The 25033-nt window shown below is 67.5% G+C and carries 22 protein-coding genes; 15 read left to right on the top strand and 7 right to left on the bottom strand.

The window, feature by feature from the left end:
- Nucleotides 1–33 precede the first annotated feature (33 nt).
- Both KYC_RS02885 and KYC_RS02880 read right to left on the bottom strand, forming a co-directional pair.
- Entirely contained in the window at nt 34–1605 is a 1572-nt protein-coding gene (locus KYC_RS02885) for an ABC transporter substrate-binding protein (protein WP_008158680.1), read from the bottom strand.
- A 184-nt stretch (nt 1606–1789) separates the two neighbouring features.
- Nucleotides 1790–2287, bottom strand: coding sequence for a MarR family winged helix-turn-helix transcriptional regulator (locus KYC_RS02880; RefSeq protein ID WP_008158678.1), 498 nt, complete (start codon nt 2285–2287; stop codon nt 1790–1792).
- Between the two features lie 366 nt (nt 2288–2653).
- On the opposite strand from KYC_RS02880, the gene KYC_RS02875 reads away from it, so the two are divergent.
- The 14 genes from KYC_RS02875 to KYC_RS02810 all read left to right on the top strand — a co-directional run bounded on the left by KYC_RS02875 (nt 2654) and on the right by KYC_RS02810 (nt 20039).
- Nucleotides 2654–4876 (top strand): indolepyruvate ferredoxin oxidoreductase subunit alpha, encoded by a 2223-nt coding sequence (locus KYC_RS02875; RefSeq protein ID WP_008158677.1) that lies wholly within the window; start codon nt 2654–2656, stop codon nt 4874–4876.
- 13 nt (nt 4877–4889) lie between these two features.
- Nucleotides 4890–6434: an indolepyruvate oxidoreductase subunit beta family protein gene (locus KYC_RS02870; protein WP_008158675.1), complete on the top strand. Its 1545-nt coding sequence runs from the start codon at nt 4890–4892 to the stop codon at nt 6432–6434.
- Nucleotides 6435–6461: 27 nt separating this feature from the next.
- Nucleotides 6462–7439: a PDR/VanB family oxidoreductase gene (locus KYC_RS02865; RefSeq protein ID WP_008158673.1), complete on the top strand. Its 978-nt coding sequence runs from the start codon at nt 6462–6464 to the stop codon at nt 7437–7439.
- 55 nt (nt 7440–7494) lie between these two features.
- Nucleotides 7495–8814, top strand: coding sequence for an aromatic ring-hydroxylating dioxygenase subunit alpha (locus KYC_RS02860; protein ID WP_008158671.1), 1320 nt, complete (start codon nt 7495–7497; stop codon nt 8812–8814).
- Nucleotides 8811–9302: an aromatic-ring-hydroxylating dioxygenase subunit beta gene (locus tag KYC_RS02855; RefSeq protein ID WP_008158670.1), complete on the top strand. Its 492-nt coding sequence runs from the start codon at nt 8811–8813 to the stop codon at nt 9300–9302. The genes KYC_RS02860 and KYC_RS02855 overlap by 4 nt, the downstream gene beginning before the upstream one ends.
- 9 nt (nt 9303–9311) lie before the next feature.
- A complete protein-coding gene (locus KYC_RS02850) occupies nt 9312–10961 on the top strand; it encodes an AMP-binding protein (RefSeq protein WP_008158667.1) in 1650 nt (549 codons plus the stop codon).
- Entirely contained in the window at nt 10958–12127 is a 1170-nt protein-coding gene (locus tag KYC_RS02845) for a thiolase family protein (RefSeq protein WP_008158665.1), read from the top strand. Before KYC_RS02850 ends, KYC_RS02845 begins: the two co-directional genes overlap by 4 nt.
- Entirely contained in the window at nt 12124–13371 is a 1248-nt protein-coding gene (locus KYC_RS02840) for an SDR family NAD(P)-dependent oxidoreductase (protein WP_008158663.1), read from the top strand. The genes KYC_RS02845 and KYC_RS02840 overlap by 4 nt, the downstream gene beginning before the upstream one ends.
- A gap of 50 nt (nt 13372–13421) precedes the next feature.
- Nucleotides 13422–14207: a cyclase family protein gene (locus tag KYC_RS02835; RefSeq protein WP_008158661.1), complete on the top strand. Its 786-nt coding sequence runs from the start codon at nt 13422–13424 to the stop codon at nt 14205–14207.
- A 39-nt stretch (nt 14208–14246) separates the two neighbouring features.
- Nucleotides 14247–14975 (top strand): SDR family NAD(P)-dependent oxidoreductase, encoded by a 729-nt coding sequence (locus KYC_RS02830; protein ID WP_043517384.1) that lies wholly within the window; start codon nt 14247–14249, stop codon nt 14973–14975.
- A 176-nt stretch (nt 14976–15151) separates the two neighbouring features.
- Entirely contained in the window at nt 15152–16303 is a 1152-nt protein-coding gene (locus KYC_RS02825; protein ID WP_008158657.1) for an ABC transporter substrate-binding protein, read from the top strand.
- A 167-nt stretch (nt 16304–16470) separates the two neighbouring features.
- Nucleotides 16471–17511, top strand: a complete 1041-nt coding sequence (locus KYC_RS02820) for a branched-chain amino acid ABC transporter permease (protein WP_008158656.1) — start codon at nt 16471–16473, stop codon at nt 17509–17511.
- Entirely contained in the window at nt 17508–19301 is a 1794-nt protein-coding gene (locus KYC_RS02815; protein WP_008158655.1) for a branched-chain amino acid ABC transporter ATP-binding protein/permease, read from the top strand. The genes KYC_RS02820 and KYC_RS02815 overlap by 4 nt, the downstream gene beginning before the upstream one ends.
- Nucleotides 19302–20039, top strand: coding sequence for an ABC transporter ATP-binding protein (locus KYC_RS02810; protein ID WP_008158653.1), 738 nt, complete (start codon nt 19302–19304; stop codon nt 20037–20039). It abuts the gene before it with no gap.
- A gap of 39 nt (nt 20040–20078) precedes the next feature.
- Here the strand turns inward: KYC_RS02810 and KYC_RS02805 are convergent, their stop codons facing one another.
- Complete coding sequence (locus KYC_RS02805) at nt 20079–21014, bottom strand: glycosyltransferase family 2 protein (RefSeq protein WP_008158650.1); 936 nt, start codon at nt 21012–21014, stop codon at nt 20079–20081.
- A gap of 230 nt (nt 21015–21244) precedes the next feature.
- On the opposite strand from KYC_RS02805, the gene KYC_RS02800 reads away from it, so the two are divergent.
- Nucleotides 21245–22204, top strand: a complete 960-nt coding sequence (locus KYC_RS02800) for a LysR family transcriptional regulator (protein WP_008158648.1) — start codon at nt 21245–21247, stop codon at nt 22202–22204.
- Between the two features lie 59 nt (nt 22205–22263).
- Here the strand turns inward: KYC_RS02800 and KYC_RS30035 are convergent, their stop codons facing one another.
- The 4 genes from KYC_RS30035 to KYC_RS02785 form a co-directional block, all read right to left on the bottom strand.
- Complete coding sequence (locus KYC_RS30035; protein ID WP_006226408.1) at nt 22264–22392, bottom strand: hypothetical protein; 129 nt, start codon at nt 22390–22392, stop codon at nt 22264–22266.
- Between the two features lie 216 nt (nt 22393–22608).
- Complete coding sequence (locus tag KYC_RS02795; protein ID WP_008158635.1) at nt 22609–23541, bottom strand: sugar kinase; 933 nt, start codon at nt 23539–23541, stop codon at nt 22609–22611.
- Nucleotides 23534–24184 carry a bifunctional 4-hydroxy-2-oxoglutarate aldolase/2-dehydro-3-deoxy-phosphogluconate aldolase gene (locus tag KYC_RS02790; protein WP_008158633.1) on the bottom strand — a complete coding sequence of 217 codons (651 nt, stop codon included), beginning with the start codon at nt 24182–24184 and terminating at the stop codon, nt 23534–23536. Before KYC_RS02790 ends, KYC_RS02795 begins: the two co-directional genes overlap by 8 nt.
- Before the next feature lie 22 nt (nt 24185–24206).
- Nucleotides 24207–24992, bottom strand: a complete 786-nt coding sequence (locus KYC_RS02785; RefSeq protein WP_008158632.1) for an IclR family transcriptional regulator — start codon at nt 24990–24992, stop codon at nt 24207–24209.
- Nucleotides 24993–25033: the final 41 nt, after the last annotated feature.

Here is a 25033-nt window from a genome sequence, read left to right as displayed (position 1 = left end):
CGGATAGGCCCCTCGCCGTCTGGTTAGCCTGGATCAGTCAACCTTGACCCAATCGGCAACGAGGCGGTTGTCGGCACGGTGGATGACCGTGACGTTCTTGCGCATTGCCCAGGGGATGACCTGGTCATGCAGCGGGATATGCCCGAAGTCCTTGGCGTGCCCTTGCAGCACGGTGATGATGTCGGCGTCGCGCTTGGCCGGATCGGTCTCGGTCTTGATCCGGTCGATGATGACGTCCAGTTCCTTGTTGCTGTAGTTGCCCAGGTTGTACATGCCGTCCGCGCCCTCGCCCTTGGTGCGGATCAGGTTTTGCAGCGTGTACATGGCGTCGAACGTGGGCACGCCCCAGCCGAACAGGTAGGCGCTGGTGTCGAACGACTGCACCTTGGGGAAGTAGGTCGAACGCGGCATGGCGTTCATGGTGGCCTTGACGCCCACCTTGGCCCACATGCCCACGACGGCCTGACAGATGGCTTCGTCGTTGATGTAGCGATTGTTGGGACAGTCGAGCGTGAAGTTCAGCGTGCCGTCGTAGCCGGCTTCCTTCAGCAGGGCGCGGGCCTTTTCGGGATCGTAGGGCACGCGCTTGTGCACGGATTCGGCCCAGCCATGCACCTGCGGCGCGATCATCGTGCCGGTGGGCGCGGACAGGCCGCGCATCACGGCGCGCTTGATCGCATCGACGTCGATGGCGCGGTACAGCGCTTCACGCACCCGGATGTCCTGGAACGGGTTCTTGCCCTTGATGTTCGAGTACTGCAGCTCGGGACGCTTCTGGTCCAGGCCCAGGTAGATGGTGCGGTATTCGTTGCCTTCCACGACCTTCTGCGCCTGGCGCAGGCGCTCCAGATCCTGGGCGGCCGGATCCAGCACGAAGTCGATCTCGCCTGACAGCAGCGCCGCGGTGCGCGTGGCGTTCTGCTTGATCGGCGTGAAGACCACTTCGGTCACGTTGCCGACCTTGCCGGCCTTGTTCCACCAGTCCTTGTTTTCCTCGAACACGGTGCGCACGTCGACTTCGCGGCTCTTGAGCTTGTAGGGGCCCGTGCCGTTGGTGTTGCGCGCGCCGTAGGTTTCTTCCTTGTTGACGTAGTCCTGCGGCTTGGCGACGTTGTTCTTTTCCGACCAGGCCTTGTTCATGATGAAGACGTTGGTCAGCTGGCGCAGCAGCACGGGGTTGGGCGCCGAGGTCTCGATCTCGATGGTCAGGTCGTCGATCTTGCGCGCTTCCTTGATGCCGGTCGTGTACGCCTTGTAGTTCGACGTCGGCGCCATGGCGCGGTGGATCGAGAACACCACATCGTCAGCGGTGAAGGCGGCGCCGTCATGGAACTTCACGCCGGGGCGCAGCTTGAAGCGGTACAGGGTGGGCGACACCTGCTCCCAACCAGTGGCCAGGCGGGGCGTGACCTTGAAGTCCTTGTCGTAGTCGACCAGGGGTTCGTAGATGTAGCTGTTGGCGGCGATCGTCATGCCCTCGTTTTGCGAGTGCGGATCGAAGGTGAGGATGTCGCCCTGGGCGGCCCAGCGGAAGGTCTTGGCTTGCCCGATCGAGGGCACGGCCACGGCGGCGGCGATCGCGATAGCAATCAAAGTGCGGCGCATAAGTGTCAACTCCTGACAATAGTCTGAATTACCGGCGCGAGTGTGCCTACCCGCCAGACCCGCGTCAATTCAGGGTTTATGCGTACCGGAGACGCTTTTCACTGAGTGAAAACAATCAGGGACGCATTTGCTTGTAACAAAATAATTGAAGCGAACGATGTTCGAGTGCGCGCCTGCAACGGACTTAGTCGTCGGCGTCGATCGGCAGCTCGAGCGGAACGTGTTCGGTCATCAGCACGCCCAGCATGTCGATCAGCAACGCGGCCTTGTCTTCGCCGAACGGCGCGAGCACCGCCTTCTGGTGCTGCAGCGCCTGGTCGCACAGGCTGGAAATGAGGTTGGAGCCCTTGGCCGTGATGCAGACCCGCGTCTGGCGACGGTCGGCGCGCACGCCGGTGCGGGCTACCAGGCCTTCAGCCTCCATGCGCTGGACCACCTTGCTCAGCGTGGGCTGCTTGGTGATGGCCAGCACCGCCAGACTGCCGATGGTTTCGCCCGCGCTGCCCTGCAGGCTGGCCAGCACCCGCCATTCGGTGACCGACAGGCCGGCGGCCTTCACTTGCATGTGGAATTCGGCTGAGATGCGCTGGCTGGCCTGCGCCAGCAGGTAAGCCAGATAGCCGTCGACGAATCGGGGCCCGGACGCGGCCGCGCGGCCGCCGCGCTGCTTATCCGCACGCATGTTGCTTTGCTCCCACGCAGCAGTTTCCAAGGCTCGCCCCTTTGACGAAAAGCGCATTGCACCACGACGGCGCAGCCGCGCGCCATGATGAATCGCAATGCTGTTGCGCAGCACAGGGTATACCCCGAATCGGAACCCGTTTTTGCACCATTGCAGCGCTCCGTATCGACCAAAATCCTAGAGAACAACCAGTATATACACCCTTGTTTTAGCGTGATATTTTTTAATTTCCATGAAATTTCATCTTTTTTATTGACAGCTAAAACGTTGACTCCTAAAGTATTTTTCAGGCGATGATTTCGTGACGACTCGATGCTGCGAAGCAGCAAGGTTTGAGGACCGCGCCGGTCCGCGAAAGGGATCCAGATGGCTGAAAGGTCTTTCAAGAAAGAAGTCCAGCAGTTGCGCATCGGCGCGGGCCAGGAGTTCCGCGGCGAAGGCATTCTTGCCGTCACGAAAGCGCTGCTGCAGTCGGGCGTCGGCTACGTTGCCGGCTACCAGGGATCGCCGATCTCGCACTTGATGGACGTGCTGGCGGACGCCAACGACATCCTGCAGGAACTGGGCGTGCATTTCGAGGCCAGCGCCTCGGAAGCCACCGCCGCCGCCACGCTGGCCGCATCCGTCATGTACCCGATCCGCGGGGCCGTCACCTGGAAATCCACGGTCGGCACCAACGTCGCGTCGGACGCGCTGGCCAACCTGGCTTCAGGCGGCGTCACGGGCGGGTCGCTGGTCATCGTGGGCGAGGACTACGGCGAAGGCTCGTCCATCATGCAGGAACGCTCGCACGCATTCGCCATGAAGTCGCAGATCTGGCTGCTGGATCCCCGCCCCAATCTGGAAAGCATGGTGAAGGCGGTGGAAGACGGCTTCGAACTGTCGGAAGCCAGCCGGACGCCCGTCATGCTGCAGCTGCGCATCCGCGGCTGCCACGTGCATGGGCGCTTCACCGCCAAGGAAAACAAGCGCCCCGCCTTCTCGCTGGCGCAGGCGCTGGAAAGCCCGGCGCGCGACACCAGCCGCATCGTGCTGCCGCCGGCGTCCTTCCTGCACGAACAGGAAAAGATCAAGGAACGCTGGCCCGCCGCCATCCGCTACATCAAGGAACACAAGCTCAACGAGCACTTCGACGGCGACCAGGACGACATCGGCCTGATCCTGCAGGGCGGCCTGTACAACGGCGTCATCCGCGCCTTGCAGCTGCTGGGGCTGGCGGACCACTTCGGCAACAGCCGCATTCCGCTGTATGTCATGAACGTGACCTACCCCGTCATCGAGGACGAGGTCATCGACTTCTGTCGCGGCAAGCGCGCCGTGCTGCTGCTGGAAGAAGGCCAGCCGGATTACATCGAGCAGAACCTGCACGCCGTGCTGCGCCGCGCCGGCGTCGGCGCGCGCCTGTCCGGCAAGGACGTGCTGCCGATGGCGGGTGAATACACGACCCAGGTCATGCGCGACGGCCTGCGCGAATTCCTCAAGCGCAACCGGCCGGAGTCGCTGCAGACGCACCCGGCGGTCGCGGCGGATGCGCAAGCGGATGCGAGCCAGCTCACCATCACCGAGGTGTCGCGGCCCAAGCCCGCGCGCCCCGCCGAACAGCCCATCACCTTCCACAAGCATATCGAGACCCTGGCGGCGGTGGTGCCGCCCCGGCCCGCCGGTTTCTGTACGGGCTGTCCGGAGCGACCCATCTTCTCCGCGCTGACCCTGGCGCAGGAGACGCTGGGCCAGCACCACATTTCCTGCGACATCGGCTGCCACCTGTTTTCGATCCTGCCGCCCTTCAACCTGGGCGCCACCACCATGGGCTACGGCCTGGGCGCGTCCAGCGCGGCGGCCTTCAACGTGCCCGCCGCCAAGCGGCCCATTTCCATCATGGGCGACGGCGGCTTCTGGCACAACGGGCTGGCTTCCGGCATCGGCAACGCGGTGTTCAACAAGTACGACGGCGTCATCGTCATCGTCGACAACTTCTACGCGTCGGCGACAGGCGGGCAGGACATCCTGTCCTCGCGCGCCGACAACCCCGACCGCTCGACCAACAACCCCATCGACGCGGCGGTGCGCGGCGTCGGCGTGAAGTGGGTCCGCACGCTGGACCGCACGTACGACGTGGCGAAGGTGCGCGCCACCATCGAGGAAGCCCTGACCACCGACATCAAGGGTCCCAAGGTCATCATCGCGCAGTCCGAGTGCATGCTGAACAAGCAACGGCGCGTGAAGCCGCTGTTCAACAAGGCCGTCAAGGAAGGCCGGCGCGTGGTGAAGGAGCGCTTTGGCGTGGACCCGGACGTCTGTACGGGCGACCACGCCTGCATCCGGTTGTCCGGCTGCCCGTCCCTGACGGTCAAGGACAGCGGCGACCCGCTAAAAGAAGACCCGGTGGCGCACGTGGAAAGCAGCTGCGTGGGCTGCGGCAACTGCGGCGAAGTCGCCCACGCTGCCGTGCTGTGCCCGTCTTTCTACCGCGCCGACATCATCCACAACCCGACCGGCGCCGACCGCTTCCTGGCGCGCGTGCGCGGCGCGGTGATCGGCTTCCTGCAGCGCCGGCGCGCCGCGCGCCTGGCCCAAAACGCCCTTTAAGGACCTCTGTCTCATGAACCCGGCGCCCGTGCAGCAAGGCAACCCGATCAAGATCGCCATCCTGGCCATGGGCGGCCAGGGCGGCGGCGTACTGGCCGACTGGATCGTCGACATGGCCGAACACGCCGGCTGGTGGGCGCAGACCACGTCGGTGCCCGGCGTAGCGCAGCGCACCGGCGCGACGATCTACTACCTGGAACTGCTGCCCGAATCCGAGGTTCACCGCGCCGGCCGCCAGCCCGCGCTGGCGCTCATGCCGACGCCCGGCGACGTGGACCTGGTGGTCGCGGCCGAGCTGATGGAAGGCGGCCGCGCCATCCAGCGCGGGCTGGTCACGCCGGAACGCACGGTGCTGATCTCCTCGTCGCACCGCAGCTATGCCGTCAGCGAAAAATCCGCCCCTGGCAACGGCATCGCCGACCCGAACAAGGTGCTGGAGGCCGGCCGCGCCGCCGCCCGGCGCTTCCTGTGCTTCGACCTGCAGGCCCAGGCCGACCGCGCCGGCAGCGTCATCAGCGCCAGCCTGTTCGGCGCGGTCGCCGGCAGCGGCGCCCTGCCCTTTTCGCGCGACGATTTCGAAGCCACGGTGCGCCGCGCCGGACTGGGCGTGGACGCCAGCCTGCGCGCCTTCGCGCTGGGCTTCGATTCGGCGCGCGAAGCTCCGGCGCAGCCCGCCGCCATCGACCTGACGCGCCCGGTGCCGTCCCTGCCTGAACGCGCCGCCAGCCCGCGGACCCAGGCCCTGCTGGACGCCATCCGCCGCGATTTCCCGGCCTGTGCCCAGCCCATGCTGGCCGCCGGCGTGCGCCGCCAGCTCGAATTCCAGGACCTGGCCTATGCGCAGGACTATCTGCGGCGCCTGAAGGCGATCCGCGACCTGGACGCGCAGCACGGCGGCGATGCCCGCCAATGGGCGCTGACCTGTGCCGCCGCGCGTTACGTGGCCACGGCCATGGCCTACGACGACGTCATCCGCGTGGCGGACTTGAAGACCCGCGGCTCGCGCTTTGAACGCGTGCGCGAGGAAGTCGGCGCGCGTCCGGACCAGCTGGTCCACACGACGGAATTCATGCACCCGCGGCTGGAAGAAATCTGCGGCACGCTGCCGGCGCGGCTGGGCCGCTGGCTGGAGGGTTCCAAGGCGTTCGGCGGCTTCGTCGAACGCCGCCTGGGCAAGGGCCGCCGCATGCGCAGCGGCAACCTGAGCGGCTTCCTGATGCTCTACACGCTGGCCGGCATGTGGCGTTTCCGCCGCAGCACGCTGCGCCACCAGATCGAAAGCGAAAGCCTTGAGCAATGGCTGGCGCTGGTCGCCCGGCTGGCGCCGCAGGATTACGCCCTGGCGGTTGAAACGGTCAACTGCCGCCGCCTGGTCAAGGGCTACAGCGACACGCATGCGCGCGGCGGCGGCAAGTACCGCCAGTTGATCGCCGCGGCCGCCGGGCTGGTTGGCCGGCCCGACGCCGCCGACTCGCTGCGCGCCCTGCGCGACACGGCGCTCGCCAATGAGAAGTGCGGCCCCATGGAACGCCAGATCGCGGAAAAAATGGCCGCCTGAGGCCGACAACCGACAGAGACAGACATCGTGCAGACACTCAAACTGATCGTCCGGGAAGTCCGGCAGGAATCGCCGCTGATCCGCTCATTCCGGCTGGCCCGTGAAGACGGCGGCGCGCTGCCCGCCTTCGGCCCCGGCGCGCACCTGAAAGTAACGGTGCCCGGCCTGCGCGACCCGCGCTGCTATTCGCTGGTGCAGTTGGCGCCCGAGGCCGGACGCTTCGCCGAGCCCGCCGAATACCGCCTGGGCGTGCGCCTGGAGGAGGCCAGCCAGGGCGGATCGCGCCACATGCACGCGATGGCCGAAGGCGACACCCTGACCGCCGAAGGCCCCAAGAACGATTTTCCGCTGCATGAATCGCCCGCCGGCGACGAGCCGGTGGTGCTGATCGCGGGCGGCATCGGCATCACGCCCGTCGCCTCCATGGCCGCTGCGCTGAAGGCTGCCGGCCGCGCCTTCCACCTGCACTACTGCGGCCGCAGCCGCGACCAGCTGGCTTTCGTGCCCGAACTGCAGGACCTGGCGGGCGAGGCCCTGACGCTGCACGCCGACGACGATCCGTCCAGCCGCTTCGACCTGCAGGCGCTGCTGGACTCGGCCTCGCCGCGCCAGCACCTGTACGTCTGCGGCCCCAAGGGCCTGATCGACGCGGTGATCCAGGGCGCCCGCGCGCGCCACTGGCCCGACGCCCATATCCATTTCGAACTCTTCGTCACGGCCGCGGCCCAGGCGGGCGACCAGCCCTTCGAGGTCGAATTGCGCCAATCCGGCCGCGTGCTGTCCATTCCGGCCGACAAGACCATCGTGGACGTCATGGAAGAGGAAGGCTGCGACCCGATGTTCGACTGCAAGCGCGGCGAATGCGGCGTGTGCCAGGCCACCGTGCTGGAAGGCGAGCCCGACCACCGCGACTACTACCTTTCCGAGACCGAAAAGGCCAGCGGCAAGATCATCCAGATCTGCATCTCGCGCGCCAAGTCCGCGCGCCTGGTGCTGGACCTGTAGGCCCGCGCCCGACGCCATCCAACGCATACAGGCCCTAGACGACAAGGAAGCGACCATGGCCAAATACCGCGACAATCCCGACGCCATCCGCGCCCTGCTGCGCGACACCGAGGTGCACAAGGACCTGTTCATCGACCAGGAGCTTTTCGACCTGGAAATGGAGCGCCTGTACGCCAACACCTGGGTCTTTGTCGGCCATGACAGCCAGGTGCCCAATCCGGGCGACTACATCACCACCACCGTCGGCAACCAGCCCGTCGTGATGGTGCGGCACAGCGACCGCAGCGTGCGCGTGCTGCACAACCGCTGCCCCCACAAGGGCACCATGGTCGCGGGCGAAGCCTGTGGCAACACGGGAAAGTTCTTCCGTTGCCCCTATCACGCCTGGACCTTCAAGACCGACGGCAGCCTGCTGTCGATCCCGCTCAAGAAGGGCTACGAGAACACCGGCCTGGAAAACTGCGAGGCGAGCCGGGGCATGGCCGCCGTGAAGGACGTCCAGAACCACCGCGGTTTCGTGTTTTGCCGCCTGAATCCGGAAGGCCAGTCATTCGAGGACTTCTTCGGCGAATCGCTGACCACCCTGGACAACATGGTGGACCGTTCCCCGGAAGGCAGGCTCGAAGTGGCCGGCGGCGTGCTGCGCTACATGCATCGCTGCAACTGGAAGATGCTGGTCGACAACCAGACCGACACCTGCCACCCCATGGTGGCGCACGAGTCGTCGGCCGGCACCGCCGTCAAGGTATGGGAGCAAGCGCCCGAAGGCACGCCCAAGCCTATGGCGGTGGAGCTGTTCGCCCCGTTCATCTCGCCCTACGAGTTCTTTGAGAACATGGGCATCCGGGTCTGGGAAAACGGCCACGGGCACACCGGCGTGTCGGACTCCATCCACGCGTCCTACTCCGGCGTGCCGGGCTACTGGGAATCCATGGTGTCGGCCTATGGCGAAGAGCGCGCCAAGCAGATCCTGGGCGACGTGCGCCACAACACGGTGTACTTCCCCAACATCATGGTCAAGGGCCCGATCCAGACGCTGCGCATCTTCAAGCCCATCGCCGCGGACCGCACGCTGGTCGAGTCCTGGACGTTCCGCCTGGTGGGCGCGCCCGACCTGCTGCTGGAGCGCACGCTCATGTACAACCGCCTGATCAACGCGCCGACGTCGGTGGTGGGCCACGACGACCTTGAAATGTACGAACGCGCGCAGGACGGCCTGAATTCCCGCGCGCTCGACTGGGTGAACGTGGGCCGGCTGTACACGCCCGGCGAGACCGGCCAGAAGAACGTCGTCACCAACGGCACCAACGAATGGCAGATGCGCAACCAGTACCGCGCATGGGGCCGCTACATGACCGGAGCGGAGTCGGTATGAGCGCAAGCGACCGCGAGCTGATTGATTTTGTCTACGCCGAGGCGCGCATGCTGGACGAGCTGCGCTTCGAAGACTGGCTGGACCTGTACACGGAAGACGGCCACTACTGGATGCCGCTGGCCCATGGCCAGACGGACGCCAAGCTGCATGCCTCGCTGATGTACGAAGACAAGCTGCTGCTGCGCGTGCGCGTCGAACGCCTGGCCGGCCAGCGCACGTTTTCGCAACAGCCCAAGAGCCGCTGCCACCACCTGCTGCAGGCGCCCTCCATCGAACTCGGCCATCCGGAATCCGCGCCCGCCGAGGGCCGTCACGTGGTGCGCACCGCGTTCCATTACGTCGAAACCCGCCAGGACATGCAGACGCTGTACGCCGGCTGGACCACGCACCACCTGGTGGAACAGGACGGCGCGCTGCGCATCCGCCTTAAACGCGTCGATCTCGTCAACTGCGACGCGGCCTTCAGCAACATCCAATTGTTCATGTAGGAGCGGCCCGTGAGCGCCACCGTCCACCAGGCTTTTCTCGACACCGCCTCCCGCTACGGCGAACTGCCGTTCCTGTGCATCCTGCCCGAAACGGCCGCCGCCTACGGCATCGCCCCGGGCGAGCTGACCTACGCCAGCGCCGCCCGCGCCATCGAGACGCTGCGCGCGGCCTACGCCCGTGCCGGCTACGGCCACGGCCACCGCGCGGGCCTGCTGCTGGAGAACCGCCCTGCCTTCTTCCTGCACTGGTTGGCCCTGAACGCGCTGGGCGTGTCGGTGGTGCCCATCAACCCGGACCTGCGCGCCGCCGAGCTCGAGTACCTGGCGGGCCACTCCGAGATCGCGCTGGCGGTGGCCCTGCCGGAGCGCCATGCCGACCTGCTGGCCGCCGCGACGCGCGCCGGCCGCGAGCTGCGCGTGATGGGCCCCGACGATGCGCCGCCCGCGGCGCCCTTCGCCGCGCCGTTGCAGGGCACGCCGCTGTCAGAACTGACCGAGTGCGCGCTGCTCTACACCTCGGGCACGACTGGCCGCCCCAAGGGCTGCATCCTGCCCAACCGCTACTTCCTGCACGCGGGCGGCTGGTATGCGCGCATCGGCGGACTGGCCGCGCTGCGCCCCGGCCAGGAACGCATGCTGACGCCGCTGCCGCTCGTACACATGAACGCCATGGCGTATTCGGCGATGGCCATGGTGCTGACCGGCGGCTGCCTGATTCCGCTGGACCGCTTCCATCCCAGGACCTGGTGGGACAGCGTGCGGGAATCCCGCGCCACCGTGCTGCATTACCTGGGCGTGATGCCCGCCATCCTGATGAAGGCCGAGCCGTCCGGGCACGACCCGCAGCCCGCCATCCGCTTCGGCTTCGGCGCCGGCGTGGATCGCAAGCTGCATGCGCCCTTCGAGGCACGCTTCGGGTTCCCGCTGCTGGAAGCCTGGGCCATGACCGAAACCGGCGCCGGCGCCGTCGTCATCGCCAACCATGAACCGCGCCACGTCGGCACCAGCAGCTTCGGCAGCGAGGAAGACGACATCGACGTGCGCATCGTGACCGACGCCGGCGCGCCCGCCGCCATCGGCGAACCGGGCGAACTGCTGGTGCGCCATGCCGGCGACGACCCGCGCTACGGCTTCTTTGCCGGCTACCTGAAAGACGAGGCCGCCACCAGCGAGGCCTGGGAAGGCGGCTGGTTTCACACGGGCGACATCGTGCGCCGCGAGGCCGACGGCGCGCTGCGATTCGTCGACCGCAAGAAGAACGTCATCCGGCGCAGCGGCGAGAACATCTCGGCGGTGGAAGTGGAAAGCGTGCTGATGCAGCATCCGCTGGTGAAGGCCGTGGCGGTCGCCGCCGTGCCGGACGCCGTGCGCGGCGACGAGGTGCTGGCCTGCGTCGTGCCCGAGACCCTGCCCGCCGATGCCGCCGCGATGGCCGAGGCCGCCCGCAGCATCGTGGAGTGGAGCCTGGATCAGCTGGCGTACTACAAGGCGCCCGGCTATGTCGCATTCGTCGACAGCCTGCCGCTGACCACCACCAACAAGATCCAGCGCGGCGAGATGAAGGCGCTGGCGCCGACGCTGCCGGGCACGGCGCGCTGCGTGGAAACGTGCCATATGAAGAAAAAGCGCACCGCGTCCGCCGAGGGGACTTCCCGATGAGCCGCCTGGGCTACGGCGGCGTCGTGGCGGCCCTGCCCGTCACGATTCCGTACGAGCGCTATTCCACCCATGCCGCGCACTGGTGGCTGGGCCGCGCGCTGGGCGCGCTGATCCGGCAATCGGGCCTGGCCAAGACGGATGTCGACGGGATGTGCGTGTCCAGCTTCACGCTCGCGCCCGACACGGCGGTCGGACTGGTCCAGCACCTGGGCATGAGCCCGCGCTGGCTGGACCACATCCCCATGGGCGGCGCCAGCGGCGTGGCCGCGCTGCGCCGCGCGGCGCGGGCCGTGCAGGCAGGCGACGCCAGCGTGGTCGCCTGCCTGGCGGGCGACACCAACCACGTGGACTCGTTCCGCAACACGGTCAGCCAGTTCTCGCGCTTCGCGCAGGACGCCGTCTACCCGTATGGCGCGGGCGGGCCGAATGCCAGCTTTGCGCTGCTGACCGCCAATTACATGCGCGCCACGGGCGCCGCCCGCGAAGACTTCGGCAAGCTCTGCGTGGCCCAGCGCGACAACGCCCTGCGCTATCCGCACGCGCTCATGAAAAAGCCGCTCACGCTGGCGCAGTACCTGGACGCCCGCGTCATCACGGAACCGATCCACCTGTTCGACTGCGTGATGCCCTGCGCCGGGGCCGACGCCTTCCTGGTCATGAGCGAGGACCGCGCGCGCGCCTTGCAGCTGCCGTACGCGCGCATCCTGTCCACCATCGAACGCCACAACGCCTGGATCGACGACCCCATCCAGACCCGCGGCGGCTGGACCATGGACGTGGACGAGCTGTACGGCCAGGCCGGCGCCGCCCCCGCCGACATGGATTTCCTGCAGGCCTACGACGACTACCCCGTCATCAACCTGATGCAGATGGAAGACCTGGGTTTCTGCGAAAAAGGCGCGGCGCCGGGGTTCGTGCGCGGCAATACGTTTACCGTGGACGGCAGCTTTCCCTTCAACACCAACGGCGGCCAGCTGTCGGTGGGCCAGGCCGGCGCCGCCGGCGGCTACCTCGGCATGGTGGAAGCGCTGCGCCAGCTCACGGGCACGGCTGGCGGCACGCAGGTCGCCGACGCCCGCATGGGACTGGTCAGCGGGTTCGGCATGATCAACTACGACCGCGGGCTGTGCACGGCCGCGGCCATCCTGGCAAGGAGCGACGCATGACCGAGCCGCTGGCCAAGCCTCCTCGCAAGAATCCCGTCGCGCGCACCCGGCAGCCGACCCTGCCGCCCGGCTCGCGCAGCCGCGCGGCGCTGGGGCTGACCGCCGCCGCCGCCGAAGGGCGCTTCGACCTGCAGACCTGCGCGGACTGCGGCACGGTGCAATACCCGCCGCGCGAAGTCTGCGGCCACTGCCTGTCCGAACACCTGCCCTGGCGGCCCGCCGATCCCAACGGCGCGCTGCTGGTCAGCACCACCCTGCACCACAGCAACGACCTGTACTTCCGCGAACGCCTGCCCTGGCGCGTGGGCACGGTGCGGATGGACGCCGGCCCGTCCGTGGTGGCGCACGTCCACCAGGACTGCGTCGACGGCGGCCGCGTGCGGCTGGCGCTCAAGCTGGACCGCAGCGGCCAGGCCGTGATGATCGCCCTGCCTGAAAGGAGCACCCCGAACATGGAAGACGACAAAACCCTGCGCGAAACCTCGTGCGATCCGAAGTTCCGTCGCGCGCTGGTCACCGACGGCAAGTCGGCGGTCGGCCAGGCCGTAGCGCGCGCGCTGCTGGACGCAGGCAGCCCCCTGGTGTTCCTGGGCGATCCGCAGGCCTGGAAGCGCGACGCCGCCTTCGACGCGCTGGCGGCCGACCCGCGCGTGCAGGCGGTGACGCTGGACGTGACCGACACCGATTCCGTCGAGCGCGTGGCCGCCTCCATTGGCGGCAAGGTCGAGATCCTGGTGAACACCGCCGACCTGGAGCGCGAAGGCGGGCTGCTGAACCGCAAGGACGTGAACACCGCGCGCGACGCCATGGACGTGAACGTGCTGGGCCTGATGCGCCTGGCCCAGTGCTTCGGCCCCGCGCTGTGCGGACGCGCCGCCGATGGCGTCAACAGCGCCGCGGCCTGGGTCAATGTGCTGTCGATCTATGCGCATGTGAATCTGCCTTCGCGCGGCATGTGGTCCGCGTCCAAGGCGGCGGCCTTGTCGCTGGCGCAATGCCTGCGCGCGGAAATGCGCGGCGCGGGCGTGCGGGTGGTGAACGTGTTTCCCGGCCCCGTCGACCACGAATGGGAACAGCGCACGCCGCCCCCGCGCGTGGCGCCGGCTGCGATCGCGGCCGCCATCGTGCGTGCGTTGAAGGACGGCATCGAGGACGTGTACGTCGGCGACGTGGCGCAGGAATTCCGCGCCCGGCTGGCCGAGAACCCGAAAGGACTGGAACGGGAGCTGGGCGCGGGCGGCTGACGGCGCAGTGGACCCGGTGTCAGACACAGTAGCGAAATGGAGAGAACACAATGAGTCAGAACATCCTTGCCCAATTCATGACCGAGCTGGTTTCCGGGCGCATCCGTCTGGTGGACCTGACCGAGACCCTGACGCCGGAATTCCCCACCATCGTGCTGCCGCCCGAATTTGGCCAGGCCTGGCCGTTCCGCATCGAGGAAATCTCCCGCTACGACGAGCGCGGTCCGGCCTGGTACTGGAACAACTTCTCGTGTTCCGAGCACACCGGCACGCACTTCGACGCGCCGGCGCACTGGGTCACGGGCAAGGACCAGCCCGACAACACGGTGGACACCATCCCCATCGACGCGTTCATCGCCAGCGCCTGCGTGATCGACTGTTCCGCAGAGGCCCGCGACAATCCAGATTTCCTGCTGACCATCGACTTCATCAAGACCTGGGAAGAACAGCATGGCCGCATCCCCGCGCGGTCCTGGGTGCTGATGCGCACCGACTGGTCCAAGCGCGCCAAGCCCGCCGAATACCTCAATATGCAGGCGGACGGCGCGCACTCGCCCGGCCCCGACGCGCAAGTCGTGCCCTGGCTGATCAAGGAGCGCGACGTGCACGGCTTCGGCACCGAATCCGTGGGCACGGACGCGGGCCAGGCGCAGCACCTGGATCCGCCCTACCCCTGCCACTACTACATGCACGGCAACAACCGCTACGGCCTGCAGTGCCTCACCAATCTGGACCAGCTGCCGCCCACGGGCGCCGTGATCTTCTCGGCGCCGCTGAAGATCCGCAGCGGCTCCGGCAGCCCGCTGCGCGTGCTGGCGCTGGCGCCCAAGGCCTGATCCGGCCGGGCCGGCAACACCTACAAGACAAGGGGAACCCTGATGCAAACCCATGTGGCCATCGTCACCGGCGGCAGCGCCGGCATCGGCGCGGAGATCTGCCGCAGCATGCTGGAAGCGGGCTATGAAGTGATTTCGATGGCGCGCCGCGCCGCCGACTTCTCCCATCCGCGCCTGCACAACGTGCAGGTCGACCTGCTGGACGCCGATGCGACCGCGCAGGCCGGCGCCGAAATCGCGGCGAAGTTCCCTGTCAGCCACGTTATCCACAACGCGGGCGTGATCTGGCCCAACCTGCTGCCGCAGGTCACCCAGGAAGAACTGCACGGCCTGACGCAGATCCACCTGGGCGCAGCCATCAGCCTGGTGCAGGCCGCGCTGCCGGGCATGCAGGAACGCAAGTTCGGCCGCATCGTCATGATGTCCTCGCGCGGCGCCCTGGGCCTGCCGACCCGCACCGCGTATTCGGCGACCAAGGCCGGCATGGTGGGCATGGCCCGCACCTGGTCGCTGGAACTGGCGCCCTACGGCATCACGGTCAACGTGGTGGCGCCGGGCCCGATCCAGACGGATATGTTCTATGAGGTCATCGAGGCCGGCAGCGAACGGGAAAAACAGCTGGCCGCGGGCATCCCGGTCAAGCGCCTGGGCCGTTCCGACGACGTGGCGCGCGCCGTCATGTTCTTCGCCGACCCCGCCAACAGCTTCGTCACTGGCCAGACGCTGTTCGTCTGCGGCGGTGCCAGCGTCAGTTCGATCACCATCTGACATCGCATTGCCGCCGCCCGCTTCGGGTTTTGACGGATAGGTAAGCACGAGGACCGCGTCTACAGTGCTGATCCTTAACTGTTAGAAATTTTAAGCAACAAGTAATCCCCGCAGTTCCTGTTTTCTCCGTTTTCCAGCCGCACTCCCACTCTGCTCCCTATCCCGGAGGTTTTGCCATGCTGTCGAAGAAACTCCCCCTGGCCACTGCCGCCGCCGTCGCCGCCCTGTTCGCCCTGCCCGCCCTGGCGCAAGTCAAGGTCGGCGTGGTCACCTCGTCCACCGGTCCCACCGCGCTGGTCGGCATTCCGCAGAAGAACACGGTGCCGCTGCTGCCCAAGAAGATCGGCGACCTGACCGTGGAATACATCTCGCTGGACGACGCCAGCGACTCCACGAACTCGGTCACGGCCTTCAAGAAGCTGATCACGGAGCAGAACGTAGACGCGCTGATCGGGCCGTCGGGCTCGCCCAACGCCATGGGCGTGATCCAGTTTGCAGCCGAGGCCGGCGTGCCGATGCTGGCGCCGGTGGGCACTGCCGCGGTGGTGCTGCCGATGAACGACCAGAAGAAGTGGGTGTTCAAGACCACGCAGAACGACGACATCATCGCCCGCGCGCTGGTGGACCACATGGCCAAGACCGGGATCAAGACGGTCGGCTTCATCGGCCTGAACGACCCCTATGGCGAGAACTGGTACAAGGTCTTCTCCGGACTGGCCAACGAAAAGGGCATCAAGATCGCCGCCAACGAACGCTACCTGCGCTTCGACAGCTCGGTCACGGGCCAGGCGCTGAAGATCCTGGCCGCCAAGCCGGACGCCGTGCTGGTGGCCGCCCCCGGCGCCGCCAGCGTGCTGCCGCAGACGACGCTGTTCGACCAGGGCTACAAGGGCAAGTTCTACCAGACGCACGGCGCCGCGCTCCCCGACTTCCTGAAGCTGGGCGGCAAGAAGGTGGAAGGCACCGTGCTGGCCGCCAGCCTGATGCTGGTGCTGCCCGAGATGCCGGACAGCAACCCGTCCAAGAAGGTCGCGACCGACTACATCGCCGCCTACGAAAAGCTCAATGGCTCCAAGCCCGCCACCTTCGGCGCCAACGTGTACGACGCCGGCCTGCTGCTGGAAAAGGCCGTGCCGCTGGCGGAAAAGGCCGGCAAGCCGGGCACCAAGGAATTCCGCAGCGCCCTGCGCGACGCGCTGGAGCAGACCAAGGAGCTGGTGGGCACGCAGGGCGTCTACAACATGAGCGCCGCCGACCACAGCGGCTTTGACGACCGCGGCCGCGAGCTCATCACGGTCAAGGACGGCAACTGGACGCTGGTCAAGTAAAAGGAGCCCCCACGCTCACATGCGCTGCGGACGGCGCCAGGAAGCAGGCTCCGCGCGTCCCATCGGGATGCCGCGGATCCGGGCTCCGCCGGTCCGCAGGCATGCCCCCTGGGGGGAAGCGCGCAGCGCTTCGGGGGGGGACACCCGCTCGTTACCCGGAATTTCGCATGAATGCTCAGATTGCCCTGATCCTTGGGCAGGACGGCATCACCAATGGCGCCATCTACGCGCTGCTGGCGTTGTCCATCCTGCTGGTCTTCACCGTCACCCGCGTGCTGTTCATCCCGCAGGGCGAGTTCGTCGCCTTTGGCGCGCTGACGATGGCGTCGCTGCAGGCCGGCAAGCCGGTCCTGCTGGTGTGGCTGCTGCTGGCCTTCGCGCTGGCTGAAGTCGCCGCCGACCTGATGGCGCGCCGCAAGCGCCCCGGCCGCGGACGCGGGCTCTGGCGCATGGCTGCCAAGGTCGTCTACCCGCTGGCCCTGGCCGCGCTGCTCTACCGCCTGCCGCTGGCCCAGCTGCCGATGGCGGCGCAGGCGCTTCTGGCGCTGCTGCTGCTCGTGCCGATGGGGCCGCAGCTCTATCGCCTGTTCTACCAGCCCATCGCGTCGGCCTCGACGCTGGTGCTGCTGATCGTCTCCATCGCGGTCCACCTGGCGCTGGTCGGCCTGGGGCTGCTGGCGTTCGGCGCGGAAGGTGCGCGCACCGCGCCGTTCAGCGACGCCAGCCTGGCGCTGGGCCCCATCAACGTGAACAGCCAGGCGCTGTGGGTGGTGGCGGTGTCGGCGGTGCTCATCATCGTGCTTTACCAGTTCTTCGAGCGCTCCATGTACGGAAAGGCGCTGCGGGCCGCGGCCTTCAACCGGCTGGGCGCACGCCTGATGGGTATTTCGCCGGTCTTCGCGGGCAAGGCCACCTTTTTTCTTGCGGCGCTGATCGGCACGGTGTCGGGCATCCTGATCGCGCCCATCACCACCATGTACTTCGATTCCGGCTTCATGGTCAGCCTCAAGGGCTTCGTGGGCGCCATCATCGGCGGCCTGGTGAGCTATCCGCTGGCCGCGGCCGGCGCCGTGCTGGTCGGCCTGATCGAGGCCTTCTCGTCGTTCTGGGCCAGCGCCTACAAGGAAATCATCGTATTCACGCTGATCATCCCCGTGCTGCTTTGGCGTTCACTCAAAAGCCATCACGTCGAGGAAGAAGACGAATGACCCCGCGCCACATCCTCCTTGCGTTCCTGGCCCTGCTGGCGCTTGGCCCCCTGGTCCTGCCGCCGTTCTACGTGACGCTGCTGAACTACATCGGCCTGTACGCCCTGGTGGCGCTGGGCCTGGTGCTGCTGACCGGCGTCGGCGGCCTCACCAGCTTCGGGCAGGCCGCCTTCGTGGGCGTGGGCGCCTACACGACTGCGCTGCTGACCACCCGCGCCGACACGCTGCCCGCCTGGCTGGCCTGGCTGGGCGCCTCGCCGTGGCTGACCCTGCTGGCCGGGTTGGCGCTGACGCTGGCGCTTGCCTACCTGCTGGGCGCGATCACGCTCAAACTGTCCGGCCACTTCCTGCCGCTGGGCACCATTGCCTGGGGCCTGTCGCTGTACTTCGTCTTCGGCTCCGTCGAGGGCCTGGGCGGCCACACCGGCATCCCGGACATCCCGGCCATCAGCCTGTTCGGCTGGACGCTCAACCAGGGCGGCAACATCTACTACCTGATCTGGGCATTCCTGCTGATCGCCGTCTGGTCCACGCAGAACCTGCTGGATTCGCGTGAAGGCCGCGCGATCCGCGCGCTCAAGGGCGGGCGTGTCATGGCCGAGTCGATGGGGGTGGACACGGCGCGGTCGCGCATGGTGATCTTCGTCATCGCCGCCCTGCAGGCCTGCGCGTCCGGCTGGCTGTACGCGCACATGCAGCGATTCGTGAATCCCAACCCGTTCGGCCTGCAGATGGGCATCGAATACCTGTTCATGACCGTCATCGGCGGCGCCGGACAGGTCTGGGGCGCGCTGGTCGGCGCGGGGGTCTTCACCGTGCTCAAGCAATGGCTGCAGGACCTGCTGCCCAAGGTGCTGGGCCAGACGGGCAACTTCGAGGTCATCGTCTTCGGCTTCGGCATGGTGCTGCTGCTGCACCGCGCCCGCAGCGGGCTGTGGCCGGTGCTCACGCGCTGGGTCCCCGTCAGGAAGCAGCCGCGCAAGCTGGATATGTCCGCCGAACCGCTGCCCCGGCGCGCCATGCCGCCGCGGGGCGAGGTGGTGCTCAAGGCCGTGGACGTGACGCGCAAGTTCGGCGGCCTGGTCGCCAACAACGCCATGAACCTGGAAATCCGGGCCGGCGAAGTCCTGGCGCTGATCGGCCCCAACGGCGCCGGCAAGAGCACGATGTTCAACCAGATATCCGGCGTGGACACGCCGACCTCGGGACAGGTCACGCTGCTGGGCCAGCCGGTGGCCGGCGCGGGCGCGCGCAAGATCGCCCGTCTGGGCCTGTCTCGGACCTTCCAGCACGTGCGGCTGCTGGGCCGCATGAGCGTGCTGGAGAACGTCGCCATCGGCGCGCACCTGCGCGGACACCGGGGCGTGCTGCCGGCCGCCTGGCGGCTGGACCGCCCCGAAGAGGCGCGCCTCCTGGCCGAGGCGGCGCGCCAGGTCGAGCGCGTGGGTCTGGGCAAGCACCTGCAAGACGAGGCCGGCTCGCTGGCCCTGGGGCAGCAGCGCATCCTGGAGATCGCGCGCGCGCTGGCTTCGGATCCCTGCATCCTGCTGCTGGACGAACCCGCCGCAGGCTTGCGCTACCAGGAGAAATGCGAACTCGCCGAGCTGCTGAAGAAGCTGCGCGCCGAAGGCATGGCCATTTTGCTGGTCGAGCACGACATGGACTTCGTGATGGGCCTGGTGGATCGCGTGGTGGTCATGGACTTCGGCGAGAAGATCGCCGAAGGCCTGCCGGCCGAGATCCAGCAGAACCCCGCGGTGCTTGAGGCCTATCTGGGCGGAGTGGAATAGATGAGCGCAAAACTGCTGGAAGTGCGCGACCTGCGCGTCGCCTACGACAAGGTGGAAGCCGTTACGGGCGTCAGCCTGGCGGTGGGCGAAGGCCAGATCGTCACGGTTATCGGTCCCAACGGCGCGGGCAAGACCACCTTGCTGTCCGCCATCATGGGCGTGCTGCCTTCACAAGGCCGGATCGTCTTTGGCGGCAAGGAACAGGAACACGCCGAGATCGAGGAAATGGTGGCGGCGGGCATGAACCTCGTGCCCGAAAAGCGCGAGCTGTTCGCGGAAATGACGGTCGAGGACAACCTGATGCTGGGCGCCTTCGACCGCTTCCGGCGCGGTCTGCGCGACCAGGACCAGACGCTGGCCGAAGTCTACGAACTATTCCCCCGCCTGCAGGAACGGCGCGCCCAGCTTGCCGGCACGCTGTCGGGCGGCGAGCGCCAGATGCTGGCCGTGGGCCGCGCGCTGATGGCCAAGCCGCGCCTGCTGATGCTGGATGAGCCCAGCCTGGGCCTGGCTCCGCGTATCGTGCGCGAAGTGTTCCGTATCGTGGCGCGGCTGCGGGAAATGGGCGTGTCCATCCTGCTCATCGAGCAGAACGCGCGCGCGGCCCTGCAGGTGGCCGACTACGCCTACGTGCTGGAGACCGGCGCCGTGACGCTGGAAGGGCCGGCCGCCGACGTGGCGCAGGACCCGCGCGTGGTCGAGGTGTATCTGGGCTTGGGGCACGGAGCGCCTGCGTGACGCTCCAGGGCGGCGACGGGCGCCGGGGCGGGCGGCGGACTACGCCACGCCGCGCCGCCGGTCGCGGCGGTACAGGGCGTAGCCCAGCGGCCACATGGCGGCCACCAGGAAGGTCGCCACGGGATTGGTCAGCCGGTAGGCCTTCACGGCCGTCGGCACGCCGGAGTGTTTCAGGTGCAGGCGAAAGCGCGTATAGCGCGCCGCGGCCATGATGAACTCGCGCGGACGGTAGCGGAAGAATTCCAGGTGGTGCTGCAGCATGTCCCAGGCCAGCAGGTACAGGCCCTGGGCGTTGTGCGCGACCGAAACCGCGCCCTGGGACAGTCCGCCCGGCGTGTCGTGATAGGTGCGCACGACGCGGTTGATGAAGCGGCTGAGGTAGCCGGCGCGCGCCACGGCCCACCAGACCAGGCTCTCGGGCACGAAGCCCGCGACGTCCTCGGGAAACGGATACTTCCTGAGGATGTCGGTGCGCATACAGCCGAATTTCTCGCCCTTGATGCGATAGCGGAAGTAGACGTCGACGGCGGTGCTGTCAAAGACGTCCTGCGGATAGCGGTCGCCCACGACGGTTCCGTCAGGACGCGCGCACAGCCCGGTCACGGCGACATAAGAGTCGCGGCGCGCGGGCGGGATGGCGTCCCAGGCCTGCTTGAAGATCGCGAGCGCATCGGAGGGCATCTCGTCGTCGCTGTCCAGGCCCACCACCATCTGGCCGCGCGCCTCGCGCACCCCGCGGTTGAACGCGGTTTTCTTGTGCTTGTTGTTCTGCCAGAAATAGCGGATGGGAAAATCGGCGCGCGCCTGCCAGTCCAGGATGGACTCGTGCGTATTGTCGGTGGAGCCATCGTCCACCACCACCCATTCGAATCCCCTGAACGTCTGCCGGGAAAGCGATTCATAAACCCGGTGCAGCGTGCCGGCCCGGTTGTACGTCGGAGTCAGAACTGTGAAGAATATCGGTGTATCGGTCATGCCTGCTGTGCCCCTTTGCGATATCCGAGGAACCGCTGCGGTCTTGGTCTTGGTTCTTGTGTTTTCGCCTGAAGTTTAGGGGATATGCCTGCGGGTTCTGATGCCATCGCATTCGAATTTGCAATCAAATCTGACAATCTGCACGCGCTTAATCGCGGCGGACGGTCGCCGCCAGCGTTGGGCCGGGCGCAGTAGTGGCGTAAACTCGGGCGGCCCAATTCGGAACGCCTATGGAAGCCTCGCCCGTCCAGCTCAATGACATTGCCTTGTTCGTCGAGGTTGCCAAGCGCAAGAGCTTCAGCCAGGCTGCGCGCGCGCTGGACATGCCCACCTCGACGCTCTCGCGGCGCATCAACGAGCTCGAACGCGCCATCGGCCTGCGGCTGATCAACCGCAACACGCGCCGGCTCGACCTTACGGAAGCCGGCGCGGCCTATATGCGCCGTTGCCAGGGCCTCATCGACGAGGCCCGCCTGGCGCACGAGCAACTGCTGTCGCTTTCCGGCGGCCCGTCCGGCAACCTGCGGGTCTCCATGCCGTACAGCCTGGCGATGTGGCTGCTGCCCGAAACCATCAACGATTTCATCGAACGCTATCCCGACGTGGAGTGCGAATTCGATCTCAGCATGCTGACCGCCTCGGACGCGCAAGGCACCCCGTTCGACGTGGTGCTGCGCTTCGGCCGCGAGACCGACTACCCTGGCGCGGCGTCCGACAACGGCAACGGCGTTCCGCTGCCGGCAGTCGAAGGCGCGGTCGTGCACGAGCTGGTGTCGCTGGACAACTATCTGTATGCGTCCGACCACTATCTGGAACGGCACGGCGAGCCCAAAACCCCGGCCGATCTCTCGCAGCACCAATGCCTGCGCACCACCATCGACGAGGCGCATTCCCACTGGACTCTGCACAACGGCGCAGTCACCCAGCGCGTCCCGGTCCAGGGACACCTGGCGGCCAACAACATGAGCATCGCGGGCACCCTGGCCGGGCTGGACCTGGCCATCACGCGCATGCCCCATTGCCTGGCGCTGGAGCCCATCATCAAGCGCAACTCGCTACGGCGGGTGCTGCCGGGCTGGTCCGTCGACCCGATTTCGATCTACGTGGTGTTCCCTTCCAGCATCCAGCCGGCCAAGACGCGGGCTTTCATGGATTTCATCCGGCCCAAGCTGGGGCCTCCGCAGTCCTGAAAGATAAAAAAAACCGCAAGGCTCGCGCCTTGCGGTTTTTTTGAAATCAGGTTCGTCGATTAGACGCGCTTGATCTTTTCCAGCATCTTGAACACACCCTTGGGCGACTTGACGAACAAGCGCTTGAAGGCCTTGCCCAGGCAACGGCGTTCCAGGGTGTTGCGACGCACGCGTTTGCGTTCAGCCATGTTGATTCTCCTGTTGAATTCGCGGAAAGTGGCCCGCACAACCGGAGTTGGGCTGGCGGAAAAAATTGGGATAACTTGGCATTTTAGCCTGAAATCCAAAAAGCGCGCCATCGGGCAGGATTGGCGGGCTGCCCGGGCGACGCGCATGGGCTCCAGACAATTGGGGACGATTCATTCCGGCTTGATCTCGGGCACCGGCATGCTGCCGGGCGGCGCTCAACCGGCCGTGGCCTTCAGCCGCTCCAAGACCTGCGCGGCGCGCGGCAGCGGATCGACCGCGCCATAGCCCAGCGTGGACAGCGCCGCCGCCGCATTGGCGTAGCGCACGGCGTCTTCCCAGGAATCTCCCTGGCAGCGCCGCGCCAACAGGCTGCCCGCGAAGCAGTCGCCCGCGCCGGTGGCGTCGACCGCATCGACCCGCAGGGCGGACATGGGCGTGCGGTGGCGGCCGTCGTCGATGATGGAGCCGTCTTTGCCCAGCTTCAGCACCACCACGCCGGACGCCCCGCCGTCGCGGATCCAGTCCAGCGTGCGTTCGGGATCGTCGTTGCCGGTAAGGTGCTGCATATCGTCCATGCTGGGCAGGAACAGATCGGCCGAGCGCATCGCTTCGCGCAGCACGGCGCGGGCGCGGTCCACCGGCCACAGCCGCAGCCGCAGGTTCGAATCCAGGCTGACCTGCGCGCCGGCGGCATGCGCGCGCTCGATGGCGGCGAAAACCGTGTCGCAGGCGCTGGTGCTGATGGCCATGCTGATGCCCGACACATGCAGGAAGCGGGCGCGTTCGATCAGCCCGCCCGCCAGGCTGGCCGGCGTCATCAGGCTGGCCGCCGAGCCGCGCCGCAGATAGCTGAACGCGTGCCCGTCCGGTCCGTGCTGCACGAAGTACAAGCCGGTATGGGCGTCGTCGTCCACTTCAACCCCCGACGTGTCCACGCCCTCGACGTGCCACAGGTCCAGGAACTGACTGCCGAAGGCGTCCTTGCCCACGCGGGTCAGATAGGCGCAGCGGGCGCCCTGGCGCGCCGCCGCGATGACCGCATTGGACGTGTCGCCGCCAAAGCCCTGCAGGTACTGCCGCTGGTCCTTGCTGGTCTGGTTCAGTTCGACCAGCGGCTCGCCCAGCGCGACGATGTCGAAGTCAGCCATGGGCGGCCTCCCGGGTGCGGACGATCTGCGCCACCAGGGCGGCCGTATCGCGCGCGGCGAAGGCCGCCTTGTCATACAGATTGCTGCCGATGCCGACCAGGCCCGCGCCAGCCGCGAAGTACTCGCCCATGTTTTCCTGCGTAACGCCGCCCGTGGGGCAGAAAATGGTGTCCGGGTAGACAGACTTCAGCGCGGCCAGGTGCCTGGGGCCGCCAGTATCCGCGGGAAACACCTTCACCACATCGACGCCCGCGCGGCGCGCGGCCAGCACTTCGGTGGGCGTGTACGCGCCCAGGAGGCACAAGGCGTCGGCGGCGTGCGCCATGTCGACGATTTCGGTGGCCAGCGCCGGCGACACCAGGAAGTCCGCGCCCGCCACCAGCGCTTCGCGCGCCTGGGTTTCGTCGAGCACGGTGCCCACGCCCAGCAGCAGGCTGGCGCCGTGCTTGTCGCGCAGGGCGCGCACCAGATCGGTGACGCCGGGGATGGTCCAGGTCAGTTCCAGCGTGGAGCAGCCGGCCGCGACCGCGACTTCGGCGGCGTACGCCGCGGCGGCCGCGTCGGTGTAGCGCAGCACGGGCACGACCCGGGCGGCAAGCAGGGCGGCAAGCTTGGAGGCGATGGGAGCAGCGGATGCGGTCATGGAATTCCTCTGGGGCTGACGGTCAGGCGCCGCCGGACGATACCGGCAGGACGGCGAGTTTGGCCGCGGCGGCGTCGCGCAGCCGCAGCAAGGGTTCTATATAGGCGGCCTGCGGATCGCCGCGCCGCCGGAACAGCAGCGTGCTGACGCTGACCCCGGCGACGGGCCTGCCGGCCGCGTCGCACAGCGCCACGCCGTAGCAGACGATGCCGGGCTCGTTTTCCTCGTTATCCACAGCGTAGCCGTGGGCGGCCGCCGCGCCCAGCGCCGCGCGCAGCGCCGGCAGGCTGGTCAGCGTGGACGGCATGCGCCCGGGCAGGGGCAGGTCGCGCAGCAGCCGTTCCCGCGAGGCCTCGTCCAGCGCGGCCAGGTAGGCCTTGCCCACGGCGCTGGAATGCAGCGCCACCGAGGCGCCCACGCGCGACACCATGCGCACGGGGCCGGGACTCTCCAGCTTGTCGATATAGATCATCTCGCGGCCGGCGGGCACCGCCAGGTGCACGGTTTCGCCGGTCTGGTCCCGCAGGGCCTGCAGCTCGGGCGCCAGTGCGGCGCGCAGGTCGAACTGCGACCAGGCGCGGCTGGCCAGCGACATCAGGCGGGGGCCCAGGCGGTAAAGGCCGCCGGATTCGGCGACCATGCCCTGTTCCGCCAGGGCGGCGACGATGCGGTAGACGGTGGGACGCGGATAGCCGCAGGTGCGCGCCAGCCCCGCGGCCGTGGGCGGTTGCGGCGCGTCGGCCACCGCCTGCAGCACTGTCATGAATTTCGCGAACGCCGCCGCGCCCGCGACCTTGGTTTCCGGCAAGAACGTCTCCAAATAAAGGCGATAGCCAATAACGGTGGATA

Origin of the sequence: Achromobacter arsenitoxydans SY8 (assembly GCF_000236785.1) — a bacterium.
Classification (GTDB): domain Bacteria; phylum Pseudomonadota; class Gammaproteobacteria; order Burkholderiales; family Burkholderiaceae_B; genus Achromobacter; species Achromobacter arsenitoxydans.
Note: the sequence above shows the minus strand (reverse complement) of the source record. Positions and strands in the feature narration are given on the sequence as shown.